This window comes from Photobacterium sp. TY1-4, assembly GCF_025398175.1.
Taxonomy (GTDB): Bacteria; Pseudomonadota; Gammaproteobacteria; order Enterobacterales; family Vibrionaceae; genus Photobacterium.
Genome location: NZ_CP099734.1, coordinates 1639253 through 1661740 on the forward strand (window position 1 = coordinate 1639253; position 22488 = coordinate 1661740).

18 protein-coding genes are annotated in these 22488 nt (G+C 49.4%); 12 read left to right on the plus strand and 6 right to left on the minus strand.

Features of this window, described 5'->3' with window-relative positions:
- Positions 1-311: 311 nt before the first annotated feature.
- Positions 312-947: a hypothetical protein gene (locus NH461_RS07765; RefSeq protein ID WP_261602659.1), complete on the minus strand. Its 636-nt coding sequence runs from the start codon at positions 945-947 to the stop codon at positions 312-314.
- 406 nt (positions 948-1353) lie between these two features.
- Between NH461_RS07765 and NH461_RS07770 the strand changes: the two genes are divergently transcribed.
- Positions 1354-3732, plus strand: a complete 2379-nt coding sequence (locus NH461_RS07770) for a helicase-related protein (RefSeq protein ID WP_261602660.1) — start codon at positions 1354-1356, stop codon at positions 3730-3732.
- 4 nt (positions 3733-3736) lie between these two features.
- On the opposite strand, the gene NH461_RS07775 is transcribed toward NH461_RS07770, so the two are convergent.
- Together NH461_RS07775 and NH461_RS07780 are read right to left on the minus strand one after the other, a co-directional pair.
- Complete coding sequence (locus NH461_RS07775) at positions 3737-4186, minus strand: TerB family tellurite resistance protein (protein WP_261602661.1); 450 nt, start codon at positions 4184-4186, stop codon at positions 3737-3739.
- 323 nt (positions 4187-4509) lie between these two features.
- A complete protein-coding gene (locus tag NH461_RS07780; protein ID WP_261602662.1) occupies positions 4510-5043 on the minus strand; it encodes a hypothetical protein in 534 nt (177 codons plus the stop codon).
- 182 nt (positions 5044-5225) lie between these two features.
- Here NH461_RS07780 and hrpA point away from each other — a divergent pair, with 182 nt between their 5' ends.
- Positions 5226-9140 (plus strand): ATP-dependent RNA helicase HrpA, encoded by a 3915-nt coding sequence (gene hrpA / locus NH461_RS07785; protein ID WP_261602663.1) that lies wholly within the window; start codon positions 5226-5228, stop codon positions 9138-9140.
- 456 nt (positions 9141-9596) lie between these two features.
- Positions 9597-11609, plus strand: coding sequence for a methyl-accepting chemotaxis protein (locus NH461_RS07790; RefSeq protein ID WP_410000105.1), 2013 nt, complete (start codon positions 9597-9599; stop codon positions 11607-11609).
- A 143-nt stretch (positions 11610-11752) separates the two neighbouring features.
- Here the strand turns inward: NH461_RS07790 and NH461_RS07795 are convergent, their stop codons facing one another.
- Positions 11753-13057 (minus strand): inosine/guanosine kinase, encoded by a 1305-nt coding sequence (locus tag NH461_RS07795; protein ID WP_261602665.1) that lies wholly within the window; start codon positions 13055-13057, stop codon positions 11753-11755.
- Positions 13058-13267: 210 nt separating this feature from the next.
- Positions 13268-13963: a DUF2786 domain-containing protein gene (locus NH461_RS07800; protein WP_261602666.1), complete on the minus strand. Its 696-nt coding sequence runs from the start codon at positions 13961-13963 to the stop codon at positions 13268-13270.
- 146 nt (positions 13964-14109) lie between these two features.
- Between NH461_RS07800 and NH461_RS07805 the strand changes: the two genes are divergently transcribed.
- Entirely contained in the window at positions 14110-15090 is a 981-nt protein-coding gene (locus tag NH461_RS07805) for a hypothetical protein (protein ID WP_261602667.1), read from the plus strand.
- A gap of 138 nt (positions 15091-15228) precedes the next feature.
- Here the strand turns inward: NH461_RS07805 and NH461_RS07810 are convergent, their stop codons facing one another.
- A complete protein-coding gene (locus NH461_RS07810) occupies positions 15229-15675 on the minus strand; it encodes a DUF411 domain-containing protein (RefSeq protein WP_261602668.1) in 447 nt (148 codons plus the stop codon).
- Between the two features lie 732 nt (positions 15676-16407).
- Here NH461_RS07810 and NH461_RS07815 point away from each other — a divergent pair.
- The 8 genes from NH461_RS07815 to NH461_RS07850 all read left to right on the plus strand — a co-directional run bounded on the left by NH461_RS07815 (position 16408) and on the right by NH461_RS07850 (position 22484).
- A complete protein-coding gene (locus NH461_RS07815) occupies positions 16408-16764 on the plus strand; it encodes an XRE family transcriptional regulator (protein ID WP_261602669.1) in 357 nt (118 codons plus the stop codon).
- Between the two features lie 359 nt (positions 16765-17123).
- Positions 17124-17786 (plus strand): LuxR C-terminal-related transcriptional regulator, encoded by a 663-nt coding sequence (locus NH461_RS07820; RefSeq protein WP_261602670.1) that lies wholly within the window; start codon positions 17124-17126, stop codon positions 17784-17786.
- Positions 17783-18235 (plus strand): curli production assembly/transport protein CsgE, encoded by a 453-nt coding sequence (locus tag NH461_RS07825; RefSeq protein WP_261602671.1) that lies wholly within the window; start codon positions 17783-17785, stop codon positions 18233-18235. The genes NH461_RS07820 and NH461_RS07825 overlap by 4 nt, the downstream gene beginning before the upstream one ends.
- Before the next feature lie 11 nt (positions 18236-18246).
- Positions 18247-18651, plus strand: coding sequence for a curli assembly protein CsgF (locus tag NH461_RS07830; RefSeq protein WP_261602672.1), 405 nt, complete (start codon positions 18247-18249; stop codon positions 18649-18651).
- A gap of 11 nt (positions 18652-18662) precedes the next feature.
- On the plus strand, positions 18663-19499 hold the full coding sequence (locus NH461_RS07835) for a CsgG/HfaB family protein (protein ID WP_261602673.1): 837 nt from the start codon (positions 18663-18665) through the stop codon (positions 19497-19499).
- Positions 19500-19952: 453 nt separating this feature from the next.
- Positions 19953-20507 carry a hypothetical protein gene (locus tag NH461_RS07840; RefSeq protein ID WP_261602674.1) on the plus strand — a complete coding sequence of 185 codons (555 nt, stop codon included), beginning with the start codon at positions 19953-19955 and terminating at the stop codon, positions 20505-20507.
- Positions 20508-20528: 21 nt separating this feature from the next.
- On the plus strand, positions 20529-21200 hold the full coding sequence (locus NH461_RS07845) for a hypothetical protein (protein WP_261602675.1): 672 nt from the start codon (positions 20529-20531) through the stop codon (positions 21198-21200).
- A 333-nt stretch (positions 21201-21533) separates the two neighbouring features.
- Positions 21534-22484 carry a hypothetical protein gene (locus NH461_RS07850; protein WP_261602676.1) on the plus strand — a complete coding sequence of 317 codons (951 nt, stop codon included), beginning with the start codon at positions 21534-21536 and terminating at the stop codon, positions 22482-22484.
- Positions 22485-22488: the final 4 nt, after the last annotated feature.

Genomic DNA, 22488 nt, shown 5'->3' on the forward strand with positions numbered 1-22488 from the left:
CTGGGAGGATTACCGTTGATTTTCATGTTCTTGATTTTTCACTCTCGTTTTGTATGCTGAATGAAAACCTATGAAAAAGAACGCATTCGTTACAACAAGAGCTAGTCCAGAAATCTCTGGTAGGTTGTAACCCGATATCATAGAGAGTATATAGTATTGAGCGCATGCAGCCATGACACATAACGCTAAGGGGCGCAGAAAAGTAACGCTGGAAGGCATTCTTTTTTCGGAGAACATGTACAACACCATTAATACATGAGAAAAATGAATTGTCGCCAACGAAAAAGTCACTATAAGTAGTAATATTAACATTATAAATCTTCCGGTTGCAGTATGCCTCTACGAAGAAGCTCCTTCTGAGCATCCTTTGCATTTGAATTAGATTGATATGCAATCACGCTAGCCATCACTACCAAAATAGCAGAGGCTCTAGAAGCAATTTGTTTAGTTATTCTTATTCTATTTGCTATTTGTGCTACTGGTGAGTGTGTCATTTGATTTTTCAACTGAGTCGCAACTTCTTTAGATGCGCCTTTGATCCCATGATCTACTGCTGAAAACAAAAACGCTGAAACACCTGCTACGGTCAGGGGAAGCGTTAGGTTTAAACCCATGCCTTTCAAAACATCACTTACACCCTTGTTTGTATCAAAAAACTCCCTAAGTTCCTGGTCAGTGAGTGACCAGGAAAACCAATATGGATTAGCAATCACCTGAGAAACTAAGCCATAGAGCGAAGACTTTAGTTGATCGTCATTCAGGGCCAAGATTTGTTTCAAAACCTCAGGTTGCTTATTTTTTGGCAACTCTCTATACAAGACTATTCCAATCATAATCGCAATTGAAATTGGCTCTTGCTTCAAACGAGCTTCGTATTTTTCCATACCGATCAAGCGTGCATAGTATTTTATTGGATCTGCAGCGATTTTGGATTTGTGTACTCTCATAAAGCCTCCAGTCTAGGAATTCTGTAGATCGATACGCTAATTTGAGTTTGAGTACAAATATGTTGGATGCTTTTTAGCTTGATTTCACGCTATATTGCAATTTACCTAATGAATAATTGCTTAATTATTCTAGGTAAAAGCTCAAAATATTGAGTTAACGAATGATATGGCTGAAGTGGCCAACTTAAGCACAATGCTGCCGATAAGGGGCTCACCTCTTCTTTAGACATTGATAAGGTTGTACCTACCGTAAGTTCGCTAAAAAGTGCTCTAAGGCTCTTTAAATAGGAACCTCTTGTTTTTCAAACCTCATGGCGCGTTGCCCGGTCGCTACAGGCTGGGATATGACAAGGCCAGTGATTCTTGTCACAATAGCGTCCCTGAGATCACAGCATAAGCATTGTTCATGTCACCGTCGTTACCCATTGATTCCCTAAAAGATACTTTTCTGACGCAACTGAAATCCCATCACCTGGTGGTTGAAGCGGAGACCGGCTCCGGGAAGTCGACCCGCCTGCCGATTTGGGCTGCGCAACAAGGCCGGGTGCTGGTAGTTGAGCCGCGCCGGGTGGCTTGTACCGCGTTGGCGGAATATGTTGCGCAGCTTCGTGGCGATCAGCTCGGTGAAGGCGTGGGTTATGCTATCCGGTTTGATAACCGGTTTAACGACCAAAGTCAGATTGTATTTGTCACGCCGGGGGTGGCGCTACGCTGGCTCAGTGACGATCAGTTGGCGGCTTTTGACACGGTGATGATTGATGAATTTCATGAACGTCGCTGGGATACTGACCTGCTGCTGGCTTTGCTGAAACAAAAGCAGACGCACCGGCTGGTGGTGACCTCAGCCACGATGGACAGCCTGAGGCTGGCGCAATACCTCGGCGCCGAGCGACTGCAGGCGACTGGACGAAATTATACGGTTGAAGTGAGTCACCTGGCTTCAGACAGCCGCAACATGCCGGATATTCGGGGGATCGAGAAGAAAGTGGCGGAGGCGATTTTACCGCTGCACCAACAGCATCAGGATATTCTGGTGTTTCTGCCGGGCCGTAAAGAGATCGCCCAGTGCGCGGCACACTTAAAGCAAGTGTTTTCTGCAGCCATCATCAATCATCAAATGGATGTCATTGCCCTGCATGCCTCGGTCAGTGATGACGAGCGCCATCGGGCGCTGACGGAAAGTGATCAGCAGCGGATTATTCTGGCGACTAATGTTGCCGAAACCTCGCTGACCATCCCCGGTGTGACCCTGATTGTGGACACCGGACTGGAGCGGCGCACACACCAGCGCAATGGCCGGACGGTGTTGGGTCTGCATGCGATCTCCCAAGCCAGTGCCGAGCAGCGAAAAGGTCGGGCCGGGCGGATCAGCGCCGGGCAGTGCATCCGGCTTTATGGCAAAGCCGCGCCGCTGGAGCGGTTGACCCCACCGGAATTGCAGCGGGAAGAGCTGGTCGAGTCGATGCTGGCTGCGGCGAGCTGTGGCGCACGGCTGGATGGGTTGCAGTTTGTCGATCCGGTGCCGGAGAAGTCCCTGATGCTGGCGCGGGATAAGTTGCTGCAAATGCAGGCGATTGACCCGAACGGGCTGATCACATCGCATGGTCAGCTGTTGTACCCGCTGCCGATTGACACCTTGTTTGCCCATTTGATCACGGCGATGCCGGATAAGGCCAGCCGGGAAGCGATGGTTGATCTGGCCGCCGGGCTGAGTGTTTACCAGCGCGTGTGGCAAATGCCGAGTGGAGAAGAAAACCGGGAAAAACTGGCGCAGTGGGAGCCGAACCATTGTGACGCAATGGCGCTGGTGAAGCTGCTGCGTGGCACGGTTCCGGAATGGCTGACCATTGACCGTGATGTGCTGGCCGAAGCGCGCCAGTTGTCGCGACAAATGCGCGAGGCGCTGCAATTGCCGGATCTGGATGCGGCGTCATCCGTGAAACGCGAGCCATGGCTGAACGCTGTGATGAGCGCCGTCCCGGAACTGGTGTATGTTCGGCGTGAAAAGCGCCGCCAAGCGCTCGGAAACGGGTACGCTGAAGTCAGTATCGGCCGGGACAGCCGTTTTCCCGAACAGGCCGAGGCGGCGGTGGTCTTTGATCAGTTTGCCTTGCCGGGCAAAGGGGTTAAGCAGAACCTGGTGCTGGCCACGTGTATGGCGCCGGTTACTTTTGCCCAGCTCAATCAACTGGACATGGGAACCGAGGAGCTGGGGGAGGCTGAAGTGACCGAAGCCGGCTGTCGGGTGGCCCATCGCCGGGTTTATGCCGGCCGGGTGATCGAGACCCGCTGGCAGGCGCCTCAGGGGGAATCTGCGTTTGCGGCGTTGGTCGAGATGGTGCTTGACGGTGTGCTGGTCGATGGGCTGGCCGAGCAGGTGCGCGCGGATATCCACCAGTGGAATCTGTACCTGGCGTTGGGGCGCTATCAGGCTGAAACCTGTACGCGGGCACCGGAGCCTGTTGAAGCCCGCGATTGGCTGAACACGCAATTGGCAGCGCTGGGGGTGGAATCGGCCGAAGATCTGGCGTTATTCGGGGCTGACGATTTTCCGTTCGATGGCATTCCGACGTGGGAGCGGGAAGCGTTTGACCGCGAGTTTCCTTATCAGGTACTGCTGACCGATTTGACATTGAATATTGAATACCGGGTCGGCGGTAAGAGAGTGCTGGCGGTGTATGCCGGCGGCAACCGTAAAACGGACCCGAAACGCTGGGAGTTGCCCCGCTGGCAAGGGTGGAAAATTCAGTACCGCAAAGCCAGCCGGACGATTGATATCAAATAGGTGATCAGGTCGGTTGGGCCGAGATTTTGGCACGGATGAAATCGCTGTGGCTGACATAGATCAGCTCCGAGACCTGACGTATCACCGCTTCTTCCAGCGGGTCAATCACACCATCGGCATAGGCGACTTGCCACATGGCTTGAATTAACTGATAGCGCTCCTCTGCGGTCAGGCTGCGCAGCTTGTTGGTGAAGTCATAGAGCGAGACGGATTGCAGCGTCTGGGCACTGGCTTTATCGATGAGAAAGGTTGCTTCCTCTTCGTGAATGTCCAGGAGTTTGGCGAGTAAGTGCACTTTCGCCTGTTGCTCTTTGGGGTCGATGATGTGATCGGCAGCGGAGACCTCACACAGGAGCGCGGCCATGGCGAGTTGGAGACTGGGTGTATCCACCGCGCCACTGGCCTCGCCTTCATACATCACCTGACGTAGCAGGGTGCGTAGCTGTTTGAACATCGTGGGCTCTCTTTTTTCTTGGTCGTAGATAATACCAATCGCAGTAAATAAGGGGTCATTCTAACTTGTTCAAATGCTCGATAACTGCGTTAGAATTTTTGATTGTAGAATAACTACTGATCTAAAAACTCTGCCTTGTTCTCAACCATTTTCCCTGCGCTATTTCTGATCACTTACTTACTTTGATTGGTATAAGACCGCAGGAATGGCCGGGGGTTCCGGTGAATGTCTGCCTGGAGCGAGCAAGCCGAAGTGTAGCAGGGGAAAAGGATAAAAAGGGATAAAGGAGCCGCGACGGGCTCCTTCAGCAATTCAGAAGCAGATCAGAATCGGGCGTTGATGATCGGAAAGACGGGAATGTCCTGGCCGATGAAGGTGCCTGATTTGTCGTAGTTGATCAGACCAATCTGAACACCTTTCTCGATACGGTCCGTGGCATTGATAAAGCCGAACTGTAGCCCGGTCAGGCGGCCAGTGTAGTTGAACGCACCCATTTGCAGGCCGGTAAACTGACCCGCGGTGTAGTTGGCAAAACCCAGGTCAGCCCCTTTTGCGTTCCCGTCGTTCCAGTTCGCCAGGCCCAGTTTCAGACCGGTGGACTGGCTGGTGACGCGGTTGACACCAAACAGCATCCCGAAGCTGACGCCGGTAAACTGGCTGGTTTCAGAAAGACCCAGAATCGGCACATTCAGGCCGGAAACCTGCTCTGTCTTGCCATAGATCAGGCTGGCACGAAAACCTTCGACATTCCCTGCTGGCAGGTTGGTCTCAGGCAGAGAAAGTTGAACAGGTTGCCCAGCAAAAGCCGGGGCCGTCATGGCAGTGGCCAGGGCCAGGCTCATTAGTGTTTTTTTCATGATGTGACTCAGAGTTACGTGATAAATCGCGCGGATAGTACCTGAAGGGGGATGCCGCTTGCAATGGAAGCGCTTTGTCGCTTCCTCATTACGAAGCAGGTTCCGATACCGCACCCGACGCAGAGTTGTGGTAGAATTACGCCAGTTTTATTCAATACCCAGCTGAAAAATCAGGAATTCCTTTGACTCAGTCGAATACTTCTCAGCCAGACGTTTTCAATAATGAAAAAACGCTGAAAGCCGCGATTCAAGATTGCATGATTCGCGATCGCTTTCGTTTGCACAAGCGTGTGCAGGGCGCGGCCAGAATTAAAAATGAACAAGCCAGACACGCCGTGTTTGATGAAATTGCCATGGATATTGCCAAGTCCATGCAAATTGCTGAACTGCGAGCCACACAGCGCCCGAAAGTGACCTATCCGGCGCAGCTCCCGGTCAGCCAGAAGAAAAATGATATCGCTGAAGCGATTCAAAATAACCAGGTGGTGATTGTCGCCGGTGAAACCGGATCGGGGAAGACCACCCAGTTGCCGAAAATCTGTTTGGAGCTGGGTTTGGGCACCAAAGGGATGATCGGACACACCCAGCCGCGGCGTCTTGCGGCGCGTTCGGTGGCGAGCCGGATTGCTGAAGAACTCGAGTGCGAGATGGGTTCGGCGGTTGGTTATAAAGTCCGGTTTAATGATCAGGTGTCTGAACGCAGCCAGATAAAACTGATGACCGACGGGATTCTGCTGGCCGAAATTCAAAATGACCGTTACCTGAACCAGTATGACACCATCATTATCGATGAGGCGCACGAGCGGAGCCTGAACATCGATTTTATTCTGGGCTATTTGCGCGAGTTGCTGCCGAAGCGTCCGGATTTGAAGGTGATTATCACCTCGGCCACCATTGATCCGGAGCGTTTCTCCAAGCACTTCAACAATGCGCCGATCATTGAAGTCTCCGGACGCACCTATCCGGTGGAAGTTCGTTACCGTCCGGTGAGCGAAGATGGTGAAGACAGCGATCGCGATCAGCTGCAGGCGATTTTTGATGCCGTGGACGAGCTGTGCGACGAAGGCCTGGGCGATATTCTGATCTTCATGAACGGTGAGCGTGAAATCCGTGATACCGCTGATGCGCTGGAAAAACGCAATTTGCGGGATACCGAGATCCTGCCGCTCTATGCCCGTCTGTCGGCCGGGGAGCAAAACCGCGTCTTCCAGACTCATGCCGGGTGCCGGATTGTGCTGTCGACCAACGTTGCGGAAACCTCGCTGACGGTGCCGGGGATCCGTTACGTGATTGACCCGGGGACAGCCCGGATCAGCCGTTATAGTTACCGGACCAAGGTACAGCGCCTGCCGATTGAGCGGGTTTCTCAGGCCAGTGCCAACCAGCGAAAAGGCCGTTGTGGCCGGGTCGCGGAAGGGATCTGTATTCGCCTGTACTCGGAAGAAGATTTCCTGTCGCGGCCGGAATTTACCGATCCGGAAATTTTGCGCACCAACCTGGCTTCCGTCATTTTGCAGATGACGGCGATTGGTTTGGGGGATATTCAGGCGTTCCCGTTTGTGGAAGCCCCGGATAATCGCAACATCCAGGATGGTGTTCGCCTGCTGGAAGAGCTGGGCGCGATGAACACCAACGCCAAAGATCCGCGCAAGCGGCTGACGACGATTGGCCGCCAGCTGGCACGTTTGCCGATTGATCCGCGTCTGGCCCGGATGGTGCTTGAAGCACCGAAACATGGGGCGCTGCGTGAGGTGATGGTGATTGCTTCCGCGCTGTCGATCCAGGATCCGCGCGAGCGGCCGATGGAGAAACAGCAGGCTTCCGATGAAAAACACCGCCGTTTCTACGACAAGGAATCCGACTTCCTGACGTTCGTCAACCTGTGGGAATACGTCCAGGAGCAGCAGAAAGCGCTGTCGGGGAACCAGTTCCGCCGTCAGTGTAAGAAAGATTACCTGAACTATCTGCGGGTACGGGAATGGCAGGACATCTACTTCCAGGTTCATCAGGTGGTTCGCGAGTTGGATCTGCGCATGAACCAGCAGGAAGCCAGCTATGAAGGGGTCCATACCGCGTTGCTGGCGGGGATGCTGTCTCACGTCGGCCTGAAAGATCAGGAAAAGAACGAGTACCAGGGGGCGCGAAACGCCCGATTCAACATTTTCCCGGGCTCCGGTATTTTCAAGAAACAGCCCAAATGGGTGATGGTGGCAGAGCTGGTCGAAACATCCCGGCTGTGGGGGCGGATTGCCGCCAAGATCCAGCCGGAATGGGTGGAGCCGCTGGCCGAGCACTTGCTGAAACGCAGCTACAGTGAGCCGCACTGGGAGAAGAAGCAGGCCGCTGTTGCCGCGTTTGAGAAGGTGACCCTGTACGGGATCCCGATTGTTGCCAAGCGAAAAGTGAATTACGGCAAGATTGACCCGGTGCTATCCCGCGAGCTGTTTATTCGCTCGGCGCTGGTGGAAGGGGACTGGGAAACCAAGCACAAGTTCTATCATCAGAACCGCAAACTCTTGCAGGAAGTGGAAGAGCTGGAGCATAAATCCCGTCGCCGCGATATCCTGATTGATGATGACGCACTGTTTGAGTTCTACGATCAGCGCATTGATCACACGGTGGTTTCCGGACGTCACTTTGATACCTGGTGGAAACAGGCGGCTAAGGATAATGCCGAGCTGCTCAACTTTGAACGGGAAATGCTGTTCAGGGGCGATGCCAGCCATGTCACCGATCTGGATTATCCGAACTTCTGGCATCAGGGGAACCTGAAACTGAAGTTGAGCTACCAGTTTGAACCGGGAGAAGACAGTGACGGTGTCACGGTCCATGTGCCGCTGCCGATCCTCAATCAGGTGGAGCCGGATGGTTTTGACTGGCAGATCCCGGGTCTGCGTCAGGAGCTGGTGGTCGCGCTGATTAAATCACTACCGAAACCGGTGCGCCGCAACTTTGTCCCGGCACCGAACTACGCCGATGCGTTCCTGGCCCGTAGCGAAGCGATGGCGATGCCGTTACTCGATGCGCTGGAGAAAGAGCTCAAGCGCATGACCGGCGTGACCGTGTTGCGTGAGGACTGGAATCTTGACCAGGTGCCGGATCACCTGAAGATCACGTACCGGGTGGTGGATCATCGCAACCGCAAACTGAAAGAGAGCAAAGATCTGTACAGTCTCAAAGACGGCTTGAAGGAGAAGGTACAGGAAACGCTGTCGAAGGTGGCGGACGATGACATTGAGCAGGATGGCCTGAAGACTTGGAGTTTCGGGAAGTTGCCGGAGCGTTATCAGCAGAAGCGGGGCGGCTTTGAAGTGAAAGCCTATCCGGCGATTGTCGATAACAAAGACTCGGTCGGGATCAAGCTGTTTGAAACCGAAGAAGAGCAGCGCACGGCGATGCAGCAGGGCCAGCGCCGTCTGGTATTGCTGAATGTGCCGTCGCCGATCAAGTATCTGCATGCTAATTTGCCGAACAAGTCGAAACTGGGTCTGTACTTCAACCCATACGGCCGGGTGATGGATCTCATTGATGACTGTATTGCCTGTGGCGTCGATAAGCTGATTGAAGCCAAAGGCGGGCTGGTTTGGGAGCCGGATGCCTTTGAAGCGCTGAAAGAGTACGTCCGGGCCGAGCTGGGCGATACGGTGGTCGATATTGCCAAGCAAGTCGAAGCCATTCTGACCACCGCCTTTAACATCAATAAGCGTTTGAAAGGCCGGGTGGATCTGACCATGGCTTTCGCGTTGTCGGATATTAAGGCTCAGATTGAAGGCTTGATCTTCAAAGGCTTTGCCACCGAGTGTGGCTGGAAACGCCTGCCGGACATTCTGCGCTATATGAAAGCTATTGAGCGTCGGATGGAAAAGCTGCCGATTGATCCGAATAAAGATCGCATGCACATCATGAAGGTTGAGTCGGTGGTGTCGGATTACAAAGAGTTGCTCAACAAGATCCCGAAAGGTCAGCTAGTGCCGGAGAAAGTGAAAGAGATCCGCTGGATGATCGAAGAGCTTCGGGTCAGCTACTTTGCTCAGCAACTCGGTACACCGTATCCGGTATCGGACAAGCGCATTCGAAATGCGATCAGCGAATGTTGATTTGACTTCTATCACGTTATGAAAACAGAGCCGCAAAGGCTCTGTTTTTTTTATCTCCTCAAAAGCATTCCTCACAGAAATAATAAATCCCTTAAGGGTATAGTCTTGATTCGTCATATCTTACTTTGGAATTCTTGAGCTCAACTTGAACACCAAATTAGAAATAATGATCCAAACTTATTTCATAAATGAAAAATAATGGTTGTATTACCATGATATGCACATTTTGAATATGGTTATTAACTATGCTAATTTTTATTTGAATTAATTCATGCTCTTTTTATATTAAACAATTGTCCTCACCTAATAGCCTTTAAATAATAAATATGGGTAAATGTTAATTTTTATTATTTGGTTTTTGGTGATAATTAACAAGGAACATCAATGAATTTTTCGAGTATTAAGCAGCAGCTACTCATATTTTGTGGCGCAAGCATACTGACGGTGTCAGGTGCGATGCTGGGATATGGATATTATAGCGGGAACCAACTCCTTGAATCGCTCGATAATTTGGTTTTGAATTATGCAAAAGATTCACTAAAACAAGAGCTTAAACTGTCTGCTCAAGTGGAGGCCAGAAATATAAACCTGGTGTTCAATGAAGCTATGGAAGTGTCGAAAACGCTGGCAGCATCTTTTACTCATCAAGACCCCAATATTTCTCGAGACAGCGTGATTCAGATGATGGGGAATACTATTGATAATATCCCTAATATTATAGGGATCTACTCTGGTTGGGAATATAACAAATTTGATCATCTAGATGAACAATATGTTAATACAAAGTATGTTCAAAAAAATGGCGAGTTTGCGCCATATTTTAACCGCTCACCATCCGGAAAAATAATTCTGGAAGCGTCTTATCCTTTTTACGATATCAAGAAAAATGAAAATGGTATTCGTGGTTCGGAATGGTATTTATGTCCGAAAGAAACATTATCTGCCTGTGTGATTGATCCTGCCAGCTATGTGGTTCAGGGAAAATCGACCTTAATGAGCTCTTTTACTGCGCCGGTGCTCCGCAATGGTGAGTTTGCCGGTATGTTTGGGGTCGATTACTCGCTCGACTTTCTTCAAACTTTGGCTGTGAACACCAGTAACAATTTATTGAAAGGCCAGTCGCGGGTATTGATCATCAGTGCATCGGGCATCATTGCTGCCGATAGCGGTGATGACGGCAATATCGGCCAGCGGCTGGGGAGCACAGAGGTCAGCCAATTGATCCGCGAGCGGCAGCACGGCGAAGTGGTGTTGTCGGGTGAATCCATCATCGCCAACGAGAGTTTTACCACAGTCGGCACCAATAAGCCTTGGCATGTCGTGGTGGTGGTCCCTGAAAAAATAGCGCTGGCCGGCGCAGATACGATTGTTGAAACACTTAGTGCGCATTTCAATGCCAGTCAGACAGGACAAATGACGGTTGGTATGATCACGGGTTTGCTGGGAATGGGCATGATTTGGCTGGTGGCGGCATCGATTTCGGCACCCATAACGGTTTTGGTGAAACGGGTCGAAGCATTAACTCGCTCTGGGGGGGATTTGACTCAGCAAATTGAGATCGCCCGCCGCGATGAAACCGGGCAGTTGGCAAACCACCTGAATACATTCATCAATGATGTGCGGGGCATTGTCGGGGATGTTGCCGGCTCGGTGCAATCTCTGACGAGCAGTGTAGCGGCCACGTCTGATATTGCCAAAGAAAGTCAGACCCAGATCGCGATGCAGAGTGATGAAATTGATCAGGTGGTTGCTGCGACCACCGAAATGGCCTCGACGGCACATAGTGTCTCGGACAATGCCCAGGAAACAGCGTCAGCGGTGAGTCTCACGCAGCAGTCTGTTCAACAAGGGCATCAGGTGGTTGCCGCGAGTGCGGAAGGTCTGCGGGAATTGGCCGGTAACGTTGAGGAGGCAGCCAAAGTGATTGAAATTTTGGCGCAGGAAACGAATAACATCGGCAGTATCCTTGACGTGATCCGCAATATTTCGGAGCAAACGAACTTGCTGGCGCTCAATGCGGCGATTGAGGCTGCGCGCGCAGGTGAGCAGGGCAGAGGCTTTGCCGTGGTCGCGGATGAGGTGCGTAACCTGGCAACCAAAACGGCTCAGTCCACGGATGAAATTCAGCAGATGATCAATTCACTGCGTCACAGCAGCACAGATGCGGTGGAGAAAATGCGTCACAACCGCAGCCTGAGTGATGTCTGTCAGGCGCATGCCCAGCAAGCGGTGTGTTCTCTGGAAGAAGTGCGGACGCAAAGCGGTAAGATCCAGGATATGGCTCATCAGATTGCCAGCGCTGCCGAAGAGCAGGCAGCGGTGACTGAAGAAGTAAACCGTAGCTTAGTGGCCATTAACGAAGTGGCGGGCAAAATTGGCGCAGGGGCAGATCAGACACTGGTCGAAAGTGAGCGGGTCTGCGGCTTTACCCAGGATGTGAGCAAGAAGATCAATTTCTTCCGTTATTAATCCAGGCGTGACCACGATTGCAACCAAGCCCCATGGTGCGGGTTTGCAGTCTGCCTGTATGAACTGTCTATATAATATGCAGCATAATAAAGCGGCGCCTGTTCAGGCGCCGTTTTGTGTCTTGCGGTTTCTATCTAGTGGGATCAGCGCTCCCAGTAGGCTTCTTCCAGACAGTCTTCACGCTCCGGCAGCCCGCGGGAGAGTCGTGGGGCGTGTTGCGTTAATACTTCATAGCTGACTCGGTTCGAGTACTGGCAAATTTGCGAGAATGAAGAATAGGTCAGGAAGCTGCCGTTATGCTTGGCAGAGTTCGGGACATTCGCCTTGTGGTAGCGGTTGGCTGACATGTCGTGCAATAGGGCTGACAGGGCAGCATCGCCGGCGCCGTTGGTGTTCTTGATCTGGACTGGCCCGCCCAGGTAAGGCGCGATGTGTGAGTAAACCCGGAGCGGGTGTTCACAGGCTGACTTTTTCATCGGGCGGCTGAACTCATAGCGGTTGAAGTCAGCAATTTGGCCTGGCAGCAGGGGCAGGGAAGACTCACGCTTGAGGGCATCTTCGGTATAACCGGCCATATACAGACCGACCGGGCCCGCGGTGCACAGGACCATGTCGACCCAATTCAGCGCTTTGTCGGCAGCCATCAGCGGGTCTTTTTCCCCGGTCAGGGCTTCAGCTTCTTCCTCGTTCATGGCCACGCAGGTGACATGCTCTTTCAGAAACGCGATCCACCAGTCCTGTTTGCCTTCAATCACGTACTTGGTCCCCAGGGTCAGGACAACCGGCACATCGAACTTTTTCGCGTGTTCAATGGCTTTGAGGGCCGAGTCTTTCATCGGGTCAGTGGGCTTGCCGCGAACCAGGTAAGAAGACAGCACCAGTGCGGAGGCGTTTTCAAAAATCGATTCCGGTATGAACTCCGGGCGCAGCTGGTTCATCTGGCCTTCGTTGATGGCGAAGGTGCGCTCGCCGTCGGCGGTGATCAGCGTATAGCAGCGACCAATCGGCCCATTGACCGGTTGCAGATAATCCAGATCCATTCGGCTGGAGGTATTACACAGGTAACGGTAGGCGTAAGAGCCGATCTTCAAATCCTGGCTCATCACGCCGAGCAAAATCGATTTGTCGTCCGCCAGTACCGAGTAGTTGTGCAGGGTATTACCGATGGTATCGCCAGGATATTCGTGGCTGATCAGGTTGCGCTCTTTCAACTCCTGGTAGAGCAGCTCGGCTTTGTCCTCTTCGAGGACCAGAGAGTGCCCTTTGCTCAGGTGATGACGTGCCAGAAAGTCATCGTCAACGCGGGCTTCAATATCAACAATGGTCTGTCCGACGCCAACCAGGTGGGTACGAGACAGCGGGTTTTCTTGTTGAATTTGAGCAACTAATGGATCGCGGGCATTGACAGGAAAGTAATGCTTGGACTTACGCTGACCAGGGAATTTCATTTGTGGAGGCTATCGGTTTTAGGGAATTTTGTTCGATCATATCATAGAAGTGAGATTTATATCCCACTTCTTTGCAATATGATGACAATCCATGTTCTTTTGCTTCTTTTTTCGCCATTGAGGTCGGCTGCATTGAGTACCGGTTCAATGGGGGAAGATGAAAAAACAGCTGCATGGTGCAGCTGTTGGGTGATTCAGGTTGTTTTCGGGTTAGCCGAGGAGTTTCGGCTCATGGGCCCGGGTGCCCCCGACGGGGCGGTTGACTGAAATCGAGCGGCCTTTTTTCATGCCTTTCTCGTAGTCATCGGTCAGCGCCTTCATCGCTTCCTGAAGTTGCTTTTTAAACGTTTCGCGGTCGATGTTTTCAAATTCTTTATCGATGAAGTTGCTCATGCGTTTGTCATGATCATCATCGGTATTGAGTTCCGGCAGCTTCTCCAGTGCCCCTTCAATCCAGCCCGCCAGAAACGAACCAACCCGACGTGTGACTTCAGTGGTGCTGGTTCCGGTGCCGGCAAAGCTGTTGCGGAACTGGCCGGTTTGCTGATTCATCTCCCGGTACACGACATCAAATGCAAACGCTGCGAAAATGGCACGCTCGGCCACACCAATAAATTCGGCTTGCTTCAGCCCTTTGTAATTGGTCAGGACACACTCAACGCCAAAGCGTCGGTTGATACCGCGAATAATCTTGAGGATCTGCGGGCTGATGTCTGTCGGCAATAGGGTCGCCGTTTTGGTTTTACCCATTTGGATAAACTCAATATCGTCTTGTTCCAGACCATATTTCAGCATCAGTCGGTGTGCCATTTTAATGGCTTGTGCGGCTTCGTTGACGTTCGCAGAGTTACCCAGCTCTAGGCATTTTGCAATTTTCTTCAGCGCCTTTCGCTTCTGTTCAGACATTCGATCACACTCATTCTCTACCGGGGGCGCGTATTTTAGCGTGTTCGACCCGCTTGTACAATTCACGGTTGATAAGTGCCTGATACTTGAGAACCATGGCTGTGCCCCCCATAATGAGTCAAGATTCGAGCCAAGCGAAGAACTTCATGATGACTAAAGCCTATCAATCGATTGATGTGCCTTTTGAGTACCGCCATACCTGCTGGTTTTGCGGCGAACCCTACTTCGAGTCGTATGCCTTCATGCCGTCCCCTAATTATGAGCAACAAGCGGCACCTGTCCTGCTGCCTTGTTGTGAAGAGTGCTATGGCTTTTGTCATGGCCTCAAAGTCAGTGGACTGGATTTGCTGCGGGATAAAGTGAAGGAAAAACTGCACCGCAAATACGAACAGCACCTGCAAATCGGTGTGAACTGGACCCGGGAAGAGTTAGCGGCATCTGAGTTTGAAGGCAAAGCCCTGGAGGGTTTCAGAGAAAGTGCCTGGGCCATGTTTGAGATTGCCAAAGAACGGGTTAATTATTCGGGTTGGCCGCTGACTATTGACGGGCTGCCGGTCGCCGGGTTGACGGCGCGGTTTCAGATCGAATTTGACGGGATTGTCTATACCAGTCTGGCACATGCGACTGAGCAGCTGGCCCAAGCATACGCCATTCCGCAGTCTTATCTGGCTCAGGTGCTGGAAGTGGTTGGACGTCAGCGTCTGGCATATGCGATTCGATTCGCGAAATCGACGGGGGGGGCTTCCGAGGAAGAGCGGGAAGCCAGCATTCGGAGTTTGCAGCATTTAGTGGCAGAAGAAGCGGCGCTGGATACGGTGGATCCCGAAGCGAGCGCAGGTGTGGACGTTGCGTTGGATGACATCCAGTCTCTGATCATTGCCCGAATCCAGGTCATGCCCCAGGCCATCCATTGGGCGTTAACACATGGGATCACGACATTGCATCAGCTGTCAGCTCAGGAAGAGGCTTTTTTTGATGATTTCATGCCCGAATCGGAACTGGTTGCCTTCACCTATTTTAACGGGCTACAGGTGTATTTTGAGAAGCGGGAAAGTGACCCGCATTGGGCCGCCCGTCAAGATCCGAACCGCGATTTGTTTGCAAAGATAAATAGTTCGCAAGGATAAACAGCTTTCCAGGTTAATTAGTTTTTCAGGTTAAATAGTTTGCCAGGCTAAATGAAAAGTCTGACCAAGTCGGTTGAGCATTGCAAGGCAGAGCAGGGTGCAGGCAGAGCGTAGCCGCTCTGCCTGTGTCGCGCGTTGTTACTGGTGATGGCGGGACCAGATCTGAGTATTGCCGTCTTTGTCGAATGCTACGACGTTATACGGATCTTTCTGATCGTTATATTCCATCCCTGGGGAGCCCATCGGCATCCCGGGCGTCGCCAGACCGATTAAATTGGCCGGTTTGTCGGCTAAAAATCGCTTAATTTCTTCCGCCGGCACATGGCCTTCAAAGGTGTACCCCTGAATTTGAGCCGTATGGCAGGACGCGTAGGCCGGGCGGATCCCCAGCTTTGTCTTGGTCGGGGTCAGATCCTGCTGGTATTCGATGTCCAGTTTGAACCCGTTCTCTTCCATATGTTTCACCCAGTCTTTACAGCAACCGCAGTAGGGAGACTGGTAGTTGGTGCCGCGAACCATTTCCGAGGCCAGTACCACATGACTGGCCGTTAGCAGAGTGATGGCAATAAATACGTGACGTTTCATTCGTTAATCCTGTTTCTATTTGATCGGTAATCAAGGGTCTCACGCTGTGCGTTGCACAGGTGTTGATCAGTTTTGAGTCAGAAATCAGGCAAGAATTGGGGGTCGGTCGACCCGATCATGATAAAAGCGTAGCGAACTGACGGGCTCTGTAAACAATGGGCTCGCCGGGGGCGATATCAGCTGTGGTGTACTCGTTAGAATTGCCAGCGGTAGCGTGCATGTGTGGCAATCAAGACGTTGGCATTCATCTCCATGCATGGATGCCATTTCGCCGACAGGATGATGGCAGGAGTGGTCAGACGGTGAGGACATCTGATCACAGCATGCCGGCATGGCAGATGTCATGCACGGCGCGTTGACGGATGACATTGACCCCCCTTGTCCGGCTGACACAGGCGCAACAAGGATTGCAACAAGTGCAATCAAGACGGCTAGTTGTGTGCAATGGCGGTGAAGGGTCACAGTCGCTGAGTCCAAAAAGTGTATAACAAGTTGATTATAATGTGCTTGAAGGCGATACGGAATCTCTGTGTTTGGAAATCGCGTAATCATTGTCTGAGATCATCTTCCAGAATCGTAGATCGTCAGGGATAAGGAAGGTACAGGACAAATCATTGTAAATTTTTTGTCAGAAGTTAAAAAAGTGACATTCGCCTTACCTGGCTCTGACAATGGTCCCGAAGCGTTGCGGTTTAATTTTATATAAAGCAGAAAATCGCGAAGGTATATGAAATGCAATATACGGAGAGAGACCGTGAAGTGTTGCTGGAAACATGGATGAGCTACAAGGCGAAAATGCGGGTGACTCAGATTGAGATGGCCAAAAAACTAGGCATGAGCCAGTTGGAATTTTCAGATGTACTCCGAGGACAAACCCTGTTGGAGCATGGGTTTGTGACCCAGTTCTGTCAGTTGATTGGTGTTGACCCGGTCCTGACGTTACCCTCATTGCGAGAGCAGGTCGGGGGCGTGATCCCAGGAACCGTCACCTTGAAAAACACCTATATTGTTGATGGCAATATAAAAAATGTTCGTTATAGCGGAAATCAAATTATTGTCGAGTACGAACACCACGTTCAGGCGTGTTAACCCCTTTTTAACATTTTCGCCATAAATGCAAATAAAATGAAGGCCTTGCACTGAAAAGTGCAAGGCCTTTCTGTTCTATATGCGCCCAATTTTGTATAAATATTTGTCAAATATAATAGTTACATTTTTTGTTTTCTGGTCTGGCAATGTATTGGTGATTTCGAATTAAATTGTCTACAGAATTTTAATTAGACATATTTTATTTTTGTCTCAGCATTGAGATAGTGAGAATACCTAATAAAAACAGCCATCTATATGAGTTAAAATTGTTTTTGATTTTTTCAGTCTTGATGTTTTGACACTGTGTTCTAGATTTAAAAAGTCTTAGTAATAAGATGATTACATTAAGGGAATATACGATGTCATGTATTCAATATAATGATTTAGTCTTCATCTGTGACGCTAGTTTACAATCCTCTCTCTTCCGGGATTACCTTGAGAAGGCGCTGGATCTTCGGATCAAAACGACCACAATGGAAGGGTTGCCGGGATTACACCTGCGTCCGAAATCAAACATCCTGACTATCATCGATAACACGCAAATCAATGATGAGTCCCTGGACCTCTACATCAACTATCTCGTTGAAAATTCAATCACTGCCAGTGAAGTGCTGATCAATGCGCCGAGCGATGTCGCTGCAAAAGTTATTGCCAAGTGGCCAAACATGGTGGGCGTTTTCTTCGCCGGAGATGGCATTGATGTTGTGGCGAAAGGGATGAAAAAAATCTTTGAAGGTGAGCTGTGGCTCAGCAGAAAACTCACGAATGAATTGATTTCTGCCTATCGCCATAAAGACACCATGATTGCCAAGCCATGTGCCAATTTGACCAATCGCGAAAAAGAAATTATGCAGCTACTGGTGCTTGGCGCGTCCAATACCCAAATCGCTGAACGTCTGTTTGTCAGTGAAAATACGGTGAAAACGCATCTTTATAATGTGTTTAAGAAAATCAACGTCAAGAATCGAATGCAAGCCTTTATGTGGGCAAAAAGCAATCATTACAATGACTTACCTCTATGAGATGGACTGAGCTTGTACTCTCCGTTTTATTGTTAAGCGCCTTGCCTGCTACGGCACAGGATGATCAGCCGCCGCTTGAAAACGGCCAACCGCTTGAACAAAACGGAACGCTTGATGATTTAAGAGAAATTAGTGGTGCCGTGATTGACCAAACCATGACCCGCCTTGGGGAAGATTTTTATTCGCTGTTCGCACAAAAGCTCAGTGATGAATTCGATGATTTGGAAGAGAACCTGACCATTAAGGAACGACCGACCGCTTTGTCCGGCAGCATCATTTCTGTCCTGCATCGGCGAAAAGCAATCTACCGGACTGCTTTATCTCCGGGACGGGACCAGGTCGAGGCGAAAGTCGATGAAGCGATTAAGGTTGTCCGATCTTATGTCACTCGCTGGCGTATTGAACGCTATTTGCAAGATACGTTTGATGTTGATTACGACGAAATTTAAGAGGGCTTACCATGAAAGGGAGCAAGCTGGCCATCGCCGCGCTGTTTGCCGCCACGGCACAGGTTTCGGCAACGGAGCTAGTCTATACGCCAATCAATCCTAGTTTTGGCGGTAATCCATTGAATAGTTCCCATCTTTTGGGAGTGGCCAATGCCATCAACGACTATAAAGCACCGGATGATGATTTGTTGTTCGAGGAGCAGTCGGACCTTGAACGATTAGCGGCCAGCCTGGAGTCTCGCTTGATCAGCCAGCTGCTATCGGATGTCGGAAACGGTAATACCGGGCAACTGGTGACCGAAGATTTCCTGCTTAACATCATTGATGATAACGGAAACTTGATTATTCAGATCACAGATAAAGAAACAGGTGAATCGTCAACCATTCAGGTCAGTGGCCTAATGCCGGACATGTAGGGAGAAGTTGGATGAAAGCGTGCATTTGGGGAAGTATATTACTGATTCTCTCGGGATGTTCGATGTCGCTTGAAACACCGGAAATCAATAAAGAACCAACGCTGATGGCGCGTGGCGCTGCCTATCAGGATTTGACATCACTTCCTTTACCCAAAGGGAAAGTCTATGTTTCCGTGTATGACTTCCGGGATCAAAGCGGGCAGTATAAGCCACAGCCGAACAGTAATTTCTCGACCGCAGTTCCGCAGGGCGGGGCGGCATTGCTGACGACAGCGTTGCTCGATTCGAAGTGGTTTATCCCGCTCGAGCGGGAAGGACTGCAAAATTTGTTAACCGAGCGGAAAATCATCCGTGCTGCACAGAAAAAGCATGAAATTCCGGCAAATCACGGCCCTCATCTTCCTTCGCTAGCGTCGTCGAATATCATGATTGAGGGTGGCATTGTTGCGTATGATACCAATCTTCGGACAGGTGGCGCCGGGGCCAGGTATTTGGGGATAGGCGCTTCCGGGCAATACCGGACCGATCAGGTGACGGTGAACATCCGGGCGATCGATGTACGCAGCGGCCAGATTTTACTGAGTGTGACGACCAGCAAAACGATCTTGTCAAAAGAATTGCAAACCGGTGTCTTCAAGTTTGTCGATTATAAAGACTTGCTCGAAGCTGAGTTGGGTTATACCACGAATGAGCCGGTGAACTTGGCGGTGATGTCGGCCATCGACGCTGCGGTGGTTCATGTGATTGTGGATGGGATCAAAACGGGGTTATGGCAACCTTTGCGCGAAGCCGATTTGCAACATCCAATTATTCAGGAATACATGCAACGTCGCCGCCCGATTATTTAACGGGATACAACTCAAGCGGAGCTGACGCTTCGGATGTATGTCAAGCCCCTGAACCTGACGGTTCAGGGGCTTTTGGTTTGATTGGTCGCACTATTTCGCGTAGCTCTTCAGCTTAGGAATCTAGGCCCACAAGGACAATCCAACTTGGGTCGCAACTGTAACCCAAGATAGATGTCGTCCGAACCATCCTTCAGAAGGGCGTAGGACCGCCCGGAAGCTAGCTTGTTTGGGATGCATATGGATAACCTCATGAAAAGAAGAGAGGTTGTTCTTACAGTTAAACTAATTGACTAGGATATGAGCAAAGGTCTCATTGTTTTGAATGAGAGAGAGACTCCGCAATGCCGATAAAAGTATTAAAAACGAGAGTTCAGTTTCATGAATAGGTTGATGGAATAAAGTCTAAGAAATTCGATACTGAAAGTACGAAATGAATCTCGTGGCCTGGAAACAATGAAAGTAATACGTAGTAAGTTAATTGCATTGTGTATATCAGGTGTCGCTTTTAATGTTTACTCAAGTGACCTTGCGCTAAATGAACTAAAAGATCTTTCTGAATTCGAGTTGGGTCTGGATAACTCTGCGGTGATTGAACTCGAAGAGTCGAATTATAGCTCTGCGATGATTAATCAGCAAAGTAACGGATTAAAAACAGGGAATTCAGCTAAGATAAAGCAACGTGGTAATTATAATGATGCATATATTGCACAACAGGGTAGTAAAAATGTCGCTTACATAAATCAAAATGGAGATTATAACGAAGCAGCAGTTTCGCAAGATGGATATGAAAATGTGGGTGTAATTTATCAGCTAGGGAATAATAACAAGGCCGGTATTGTGCAAAAGGGAAGAAGAAATAAAGGAAATATTACACAGTACGGGGATGATAATACGGCACTCATAGTTCAAAAAAGTAATGTGAGTCAATTCCGCTCTGATATTCGACAGACCGGTGGACAAACACATGTCATCATCAATGGTATGAATAAAAATATCACTGTTCGATAACACAATCTAAGGAATGTTATTATGAAAAAGTTAGCTCTATTTATCTCAATGGCTCTGGTTTCTGCAACTGCTGCTGCATCAGGTGGCTATGGTTATGGGTATAGCCCAGTTGATAATACGTCTGATGTTGATATCAAAAAAGGCAGTGACTATAACCAAGTGTCGGTATACCAGTCTTCCTACCACAAAGGTAATGACTCAGATGTCGAAATCGAATACGATTCTGACTATAACTGGGTAACCGTAGACCAGTATGGTTCAAAGAATGATTCTGACGTTAAAATTAAGCATAAGTCAGATGGTAACTCTGCTTATGTCCAACAAGATGGCTATAGAAATGATTCTAAAGTGGACATCAGCTACTATGCGGAAGATAACCATGTAGGCGTCTACCAGACCGGCAAAATGAATCATTCTGATGTGAACATCCATGAAGGCGATTGGAATACCGTAATGGTCGGCCAACGTGGTGACTATAACCGTTCATATGTTGACATTGAAGGTGCATACGCTGACAAAAACTATGTGAAAGTTGATCAGTACGGTGACGGTGCTAAGTCAGACGTGGATATTTCCAGCCATTACGGCCCAGCCATGTACAACACCGTGCATGTCACTCAAACTGACTACGATCATTCGTATGTCAATATTTCAGATTCATCATACAACACGGTTTACGTCACACAGTACTAATCGTTCACCTTTTATTTAAAAAGCTGTGCCTCTAGTGGCACAGCTTTTTATCGTTTTTCATATATATCGATAGGAGTATTAAATGATTCACATCAGCCAGTTATTTTGTGTGAGTTTTATATAGGGTATTTCATCAATAGGTTTATGGAACTCTGTCTAGAAATCCCGATACTTAAAGTGTAACTAAAACATGGGAAATAAATGACAACACCCATGGAACGTATGAAGATCCATTTAATAAAATGCCGACTTGGCAATTTAACCTCTTTGAGGCGATTACACAACTGTAACAGCAAAGGTCTATGGCCGATTAATTAATCTAAGGAAAAGGTTATGAAAAAGTTATCTCTATTGATCTCAGCAGCACTGGCATCAACTTCAGCATTTGCTTCCGTTGATAATAGTTCAGATGTTTCAATCTCCCATAAGAGTGATTGGAATACGATTTCTGTTTATCAGGAATCTTATGGTTCTTATTACGGGAATACATCCAAAGCCTATATCAGTAATGGTTCCGATGGGAACTACATGGATATCATGCAGTATGGGAAAGGGAACTATTCCAATGCTAAAATTGATGGAAAATCAGATGATAACTATATCAGTGTTTACCAGGATGGGAAGCATAACAACTCGATGGCTTATATCAGTGGTTACTCTGAGTACAATGATATTGAAGTGAATCAGGAAAAAGAAGCAAATCAGTCTTATGCCACGATTGATTATAAGTCAGATTACAACAAAATTATGGTTGACCAGAAAGGTCGTTACAATGTATCCAACGCGATGATCACTGGCGACTCAGATTACAATAAGATCAAAGTGAAACAGAAAGGGAATGGAAACTACTCTCATGCGATGATCTGGGGTGATTCTGATAAGAACAAAATCAAAGTTAAGCAAAAAGGGGATTACAATTCGTCTCATGCGAATATCAGTTACTACGCCGAAGGCAACATGGTTGACGTAAACCAGACCGGTAACTGGAATCGCTCGAATGTTGATATTTACGCCGGGGATTACAACAACGTCAATGTGAGCCAGTATGGTGATCACAACATGTCGGATGTCGATATCCTGGGTGGCTCAGCCGACCACAACTACGTAACAGTCATGCAGAATGGTGACTACAGCCATTCTACCGTGAAGATTGACGATGGCGGTTACTATGGCGGCTCTAGCAGCTACAACACCGTGTACGTCTCACAAACAGACAATGACTATTCTAATGTGAATATTTCTCATGGTTCGTCTTACAACACTGTTTACGTAACTCAGTACTAAGTTG

Bases quoted from the DNA above. Each gene is read 5' to 3' on its own strand.
- NH461_RS07765 (WP_261602659.1), bottom strand. From the start codon at position 947: ATGAGAGTACACAAATCCAAAATCGCTGCAGATCCAATAAAATACTAT.
- NH461_RS07770 (WP_261602660.1), top strand. From the start codon at position 1,354: ATGTCACCGTCGTTACCCATTGATTCCCTAAAAGATACTTTTCTGACG.
- NH461_RS07775 (WP_261602661.1), bottom strand. From the start codon at position 4,186: ATGTTCAAACAGCTACGCACCCTGCTACGTCAGGTGATGTATGAAGGC.
- NH461_RS07780 (WP_261602662.1), bottom strand. From the start codon at position 5,043: ATGAAAAAAACACTAATGAGCCTGGCCCTGGCCACTGCCATGACGGCC.
- NH461_RS07790 (WP_410000105.1), top strand. From the start codon at position 9,597: ATGCTGGGATATGGATATTATAGCGGGAACCAACTCCTTGAATCGCTC.
- NH461_RS07795 (WP_261602665.1), bottom strand. From the start codon at position 13,057: ATGAAATTCCCTGGTCAGCGTAAGTCCAAGCATTACTTTCCTGTCAAT.
- NH461_RS07800 (WP_261602666.1), bottom strand. From the start codon at position 13,963: ATGTCTGAACAGAAGCGAAAGGCGCTGAAGAAAATTGCAAAATGCCTA.
- NH461_RS07805 (WP_261602667.1), top strand. From the start codon at position 14,110: ATGATGACTAAAGCCTATCAATCGATTGATGTGCCTTTTGAGTACCGC.
- NH461_RS07810 (WP_261602668.1), bottom strand. From the start codon at position 15,675: ATGAAACGTCACGTATTTATTGCCATCACTCTGCTAACGGCCAGTCAT.
- NH461_RS07815 (WP_261602669.1), top strand. From the start codon at position 16,408: ATGCAATATACGGAGAGAGACCGTGAAGTGTTGCTGGAAACATGGATG.
- NH461_RS07820 (WP_261602670.1), top strand. From the start codon at position 17,124: ATGTCATGTATTCAATATAATGATTTAGTCTTCATCTGTGACGCTAGT.
- NH461_RS07825 (WP_261602671.1), top strand. From the start codon at position 17,783: ATGAGATGGACTGAGCTTGTACTCTCCGTTTTATTGTTAAGCGCCTTG.
- NH461_RS07830 (WP_261602672.1), top strand. From the start codon at position 18,247: ATGAAAGGGAGCAAGCTGGCCATCGCCGCGCTGTTTGCCGCCACGGCA.
- NH461_RS07835 (WP_261602673.1), top strand. From the start codon at position 18,663: ATGAAAGCGTGCATTTGGGGAAGTATATTACTGATTCTCTCGGGATGT.
- NH461_RS07840 (WP_261602674.1), top strand. From the start codon at position 19,953: ATGAAAGTAATACGTAGTAAGTTAATTGCATTGTGTATATCAGGTGTC.
- NH461_RS07845 (WP_261602675.1), top strand. From the start codon at position 20,529: ATGAAAAAGTTAGCTCTATTTATCTCAATGGCTCTGGTTTCTGCAACT.
- NH461_RS07850 (WP_261602676.1), top strand. From the start codon at position 21,534: ATGAAAAAGTTATCTCTATTGATCTCAGCAGCACTGGCATCAACTTCA.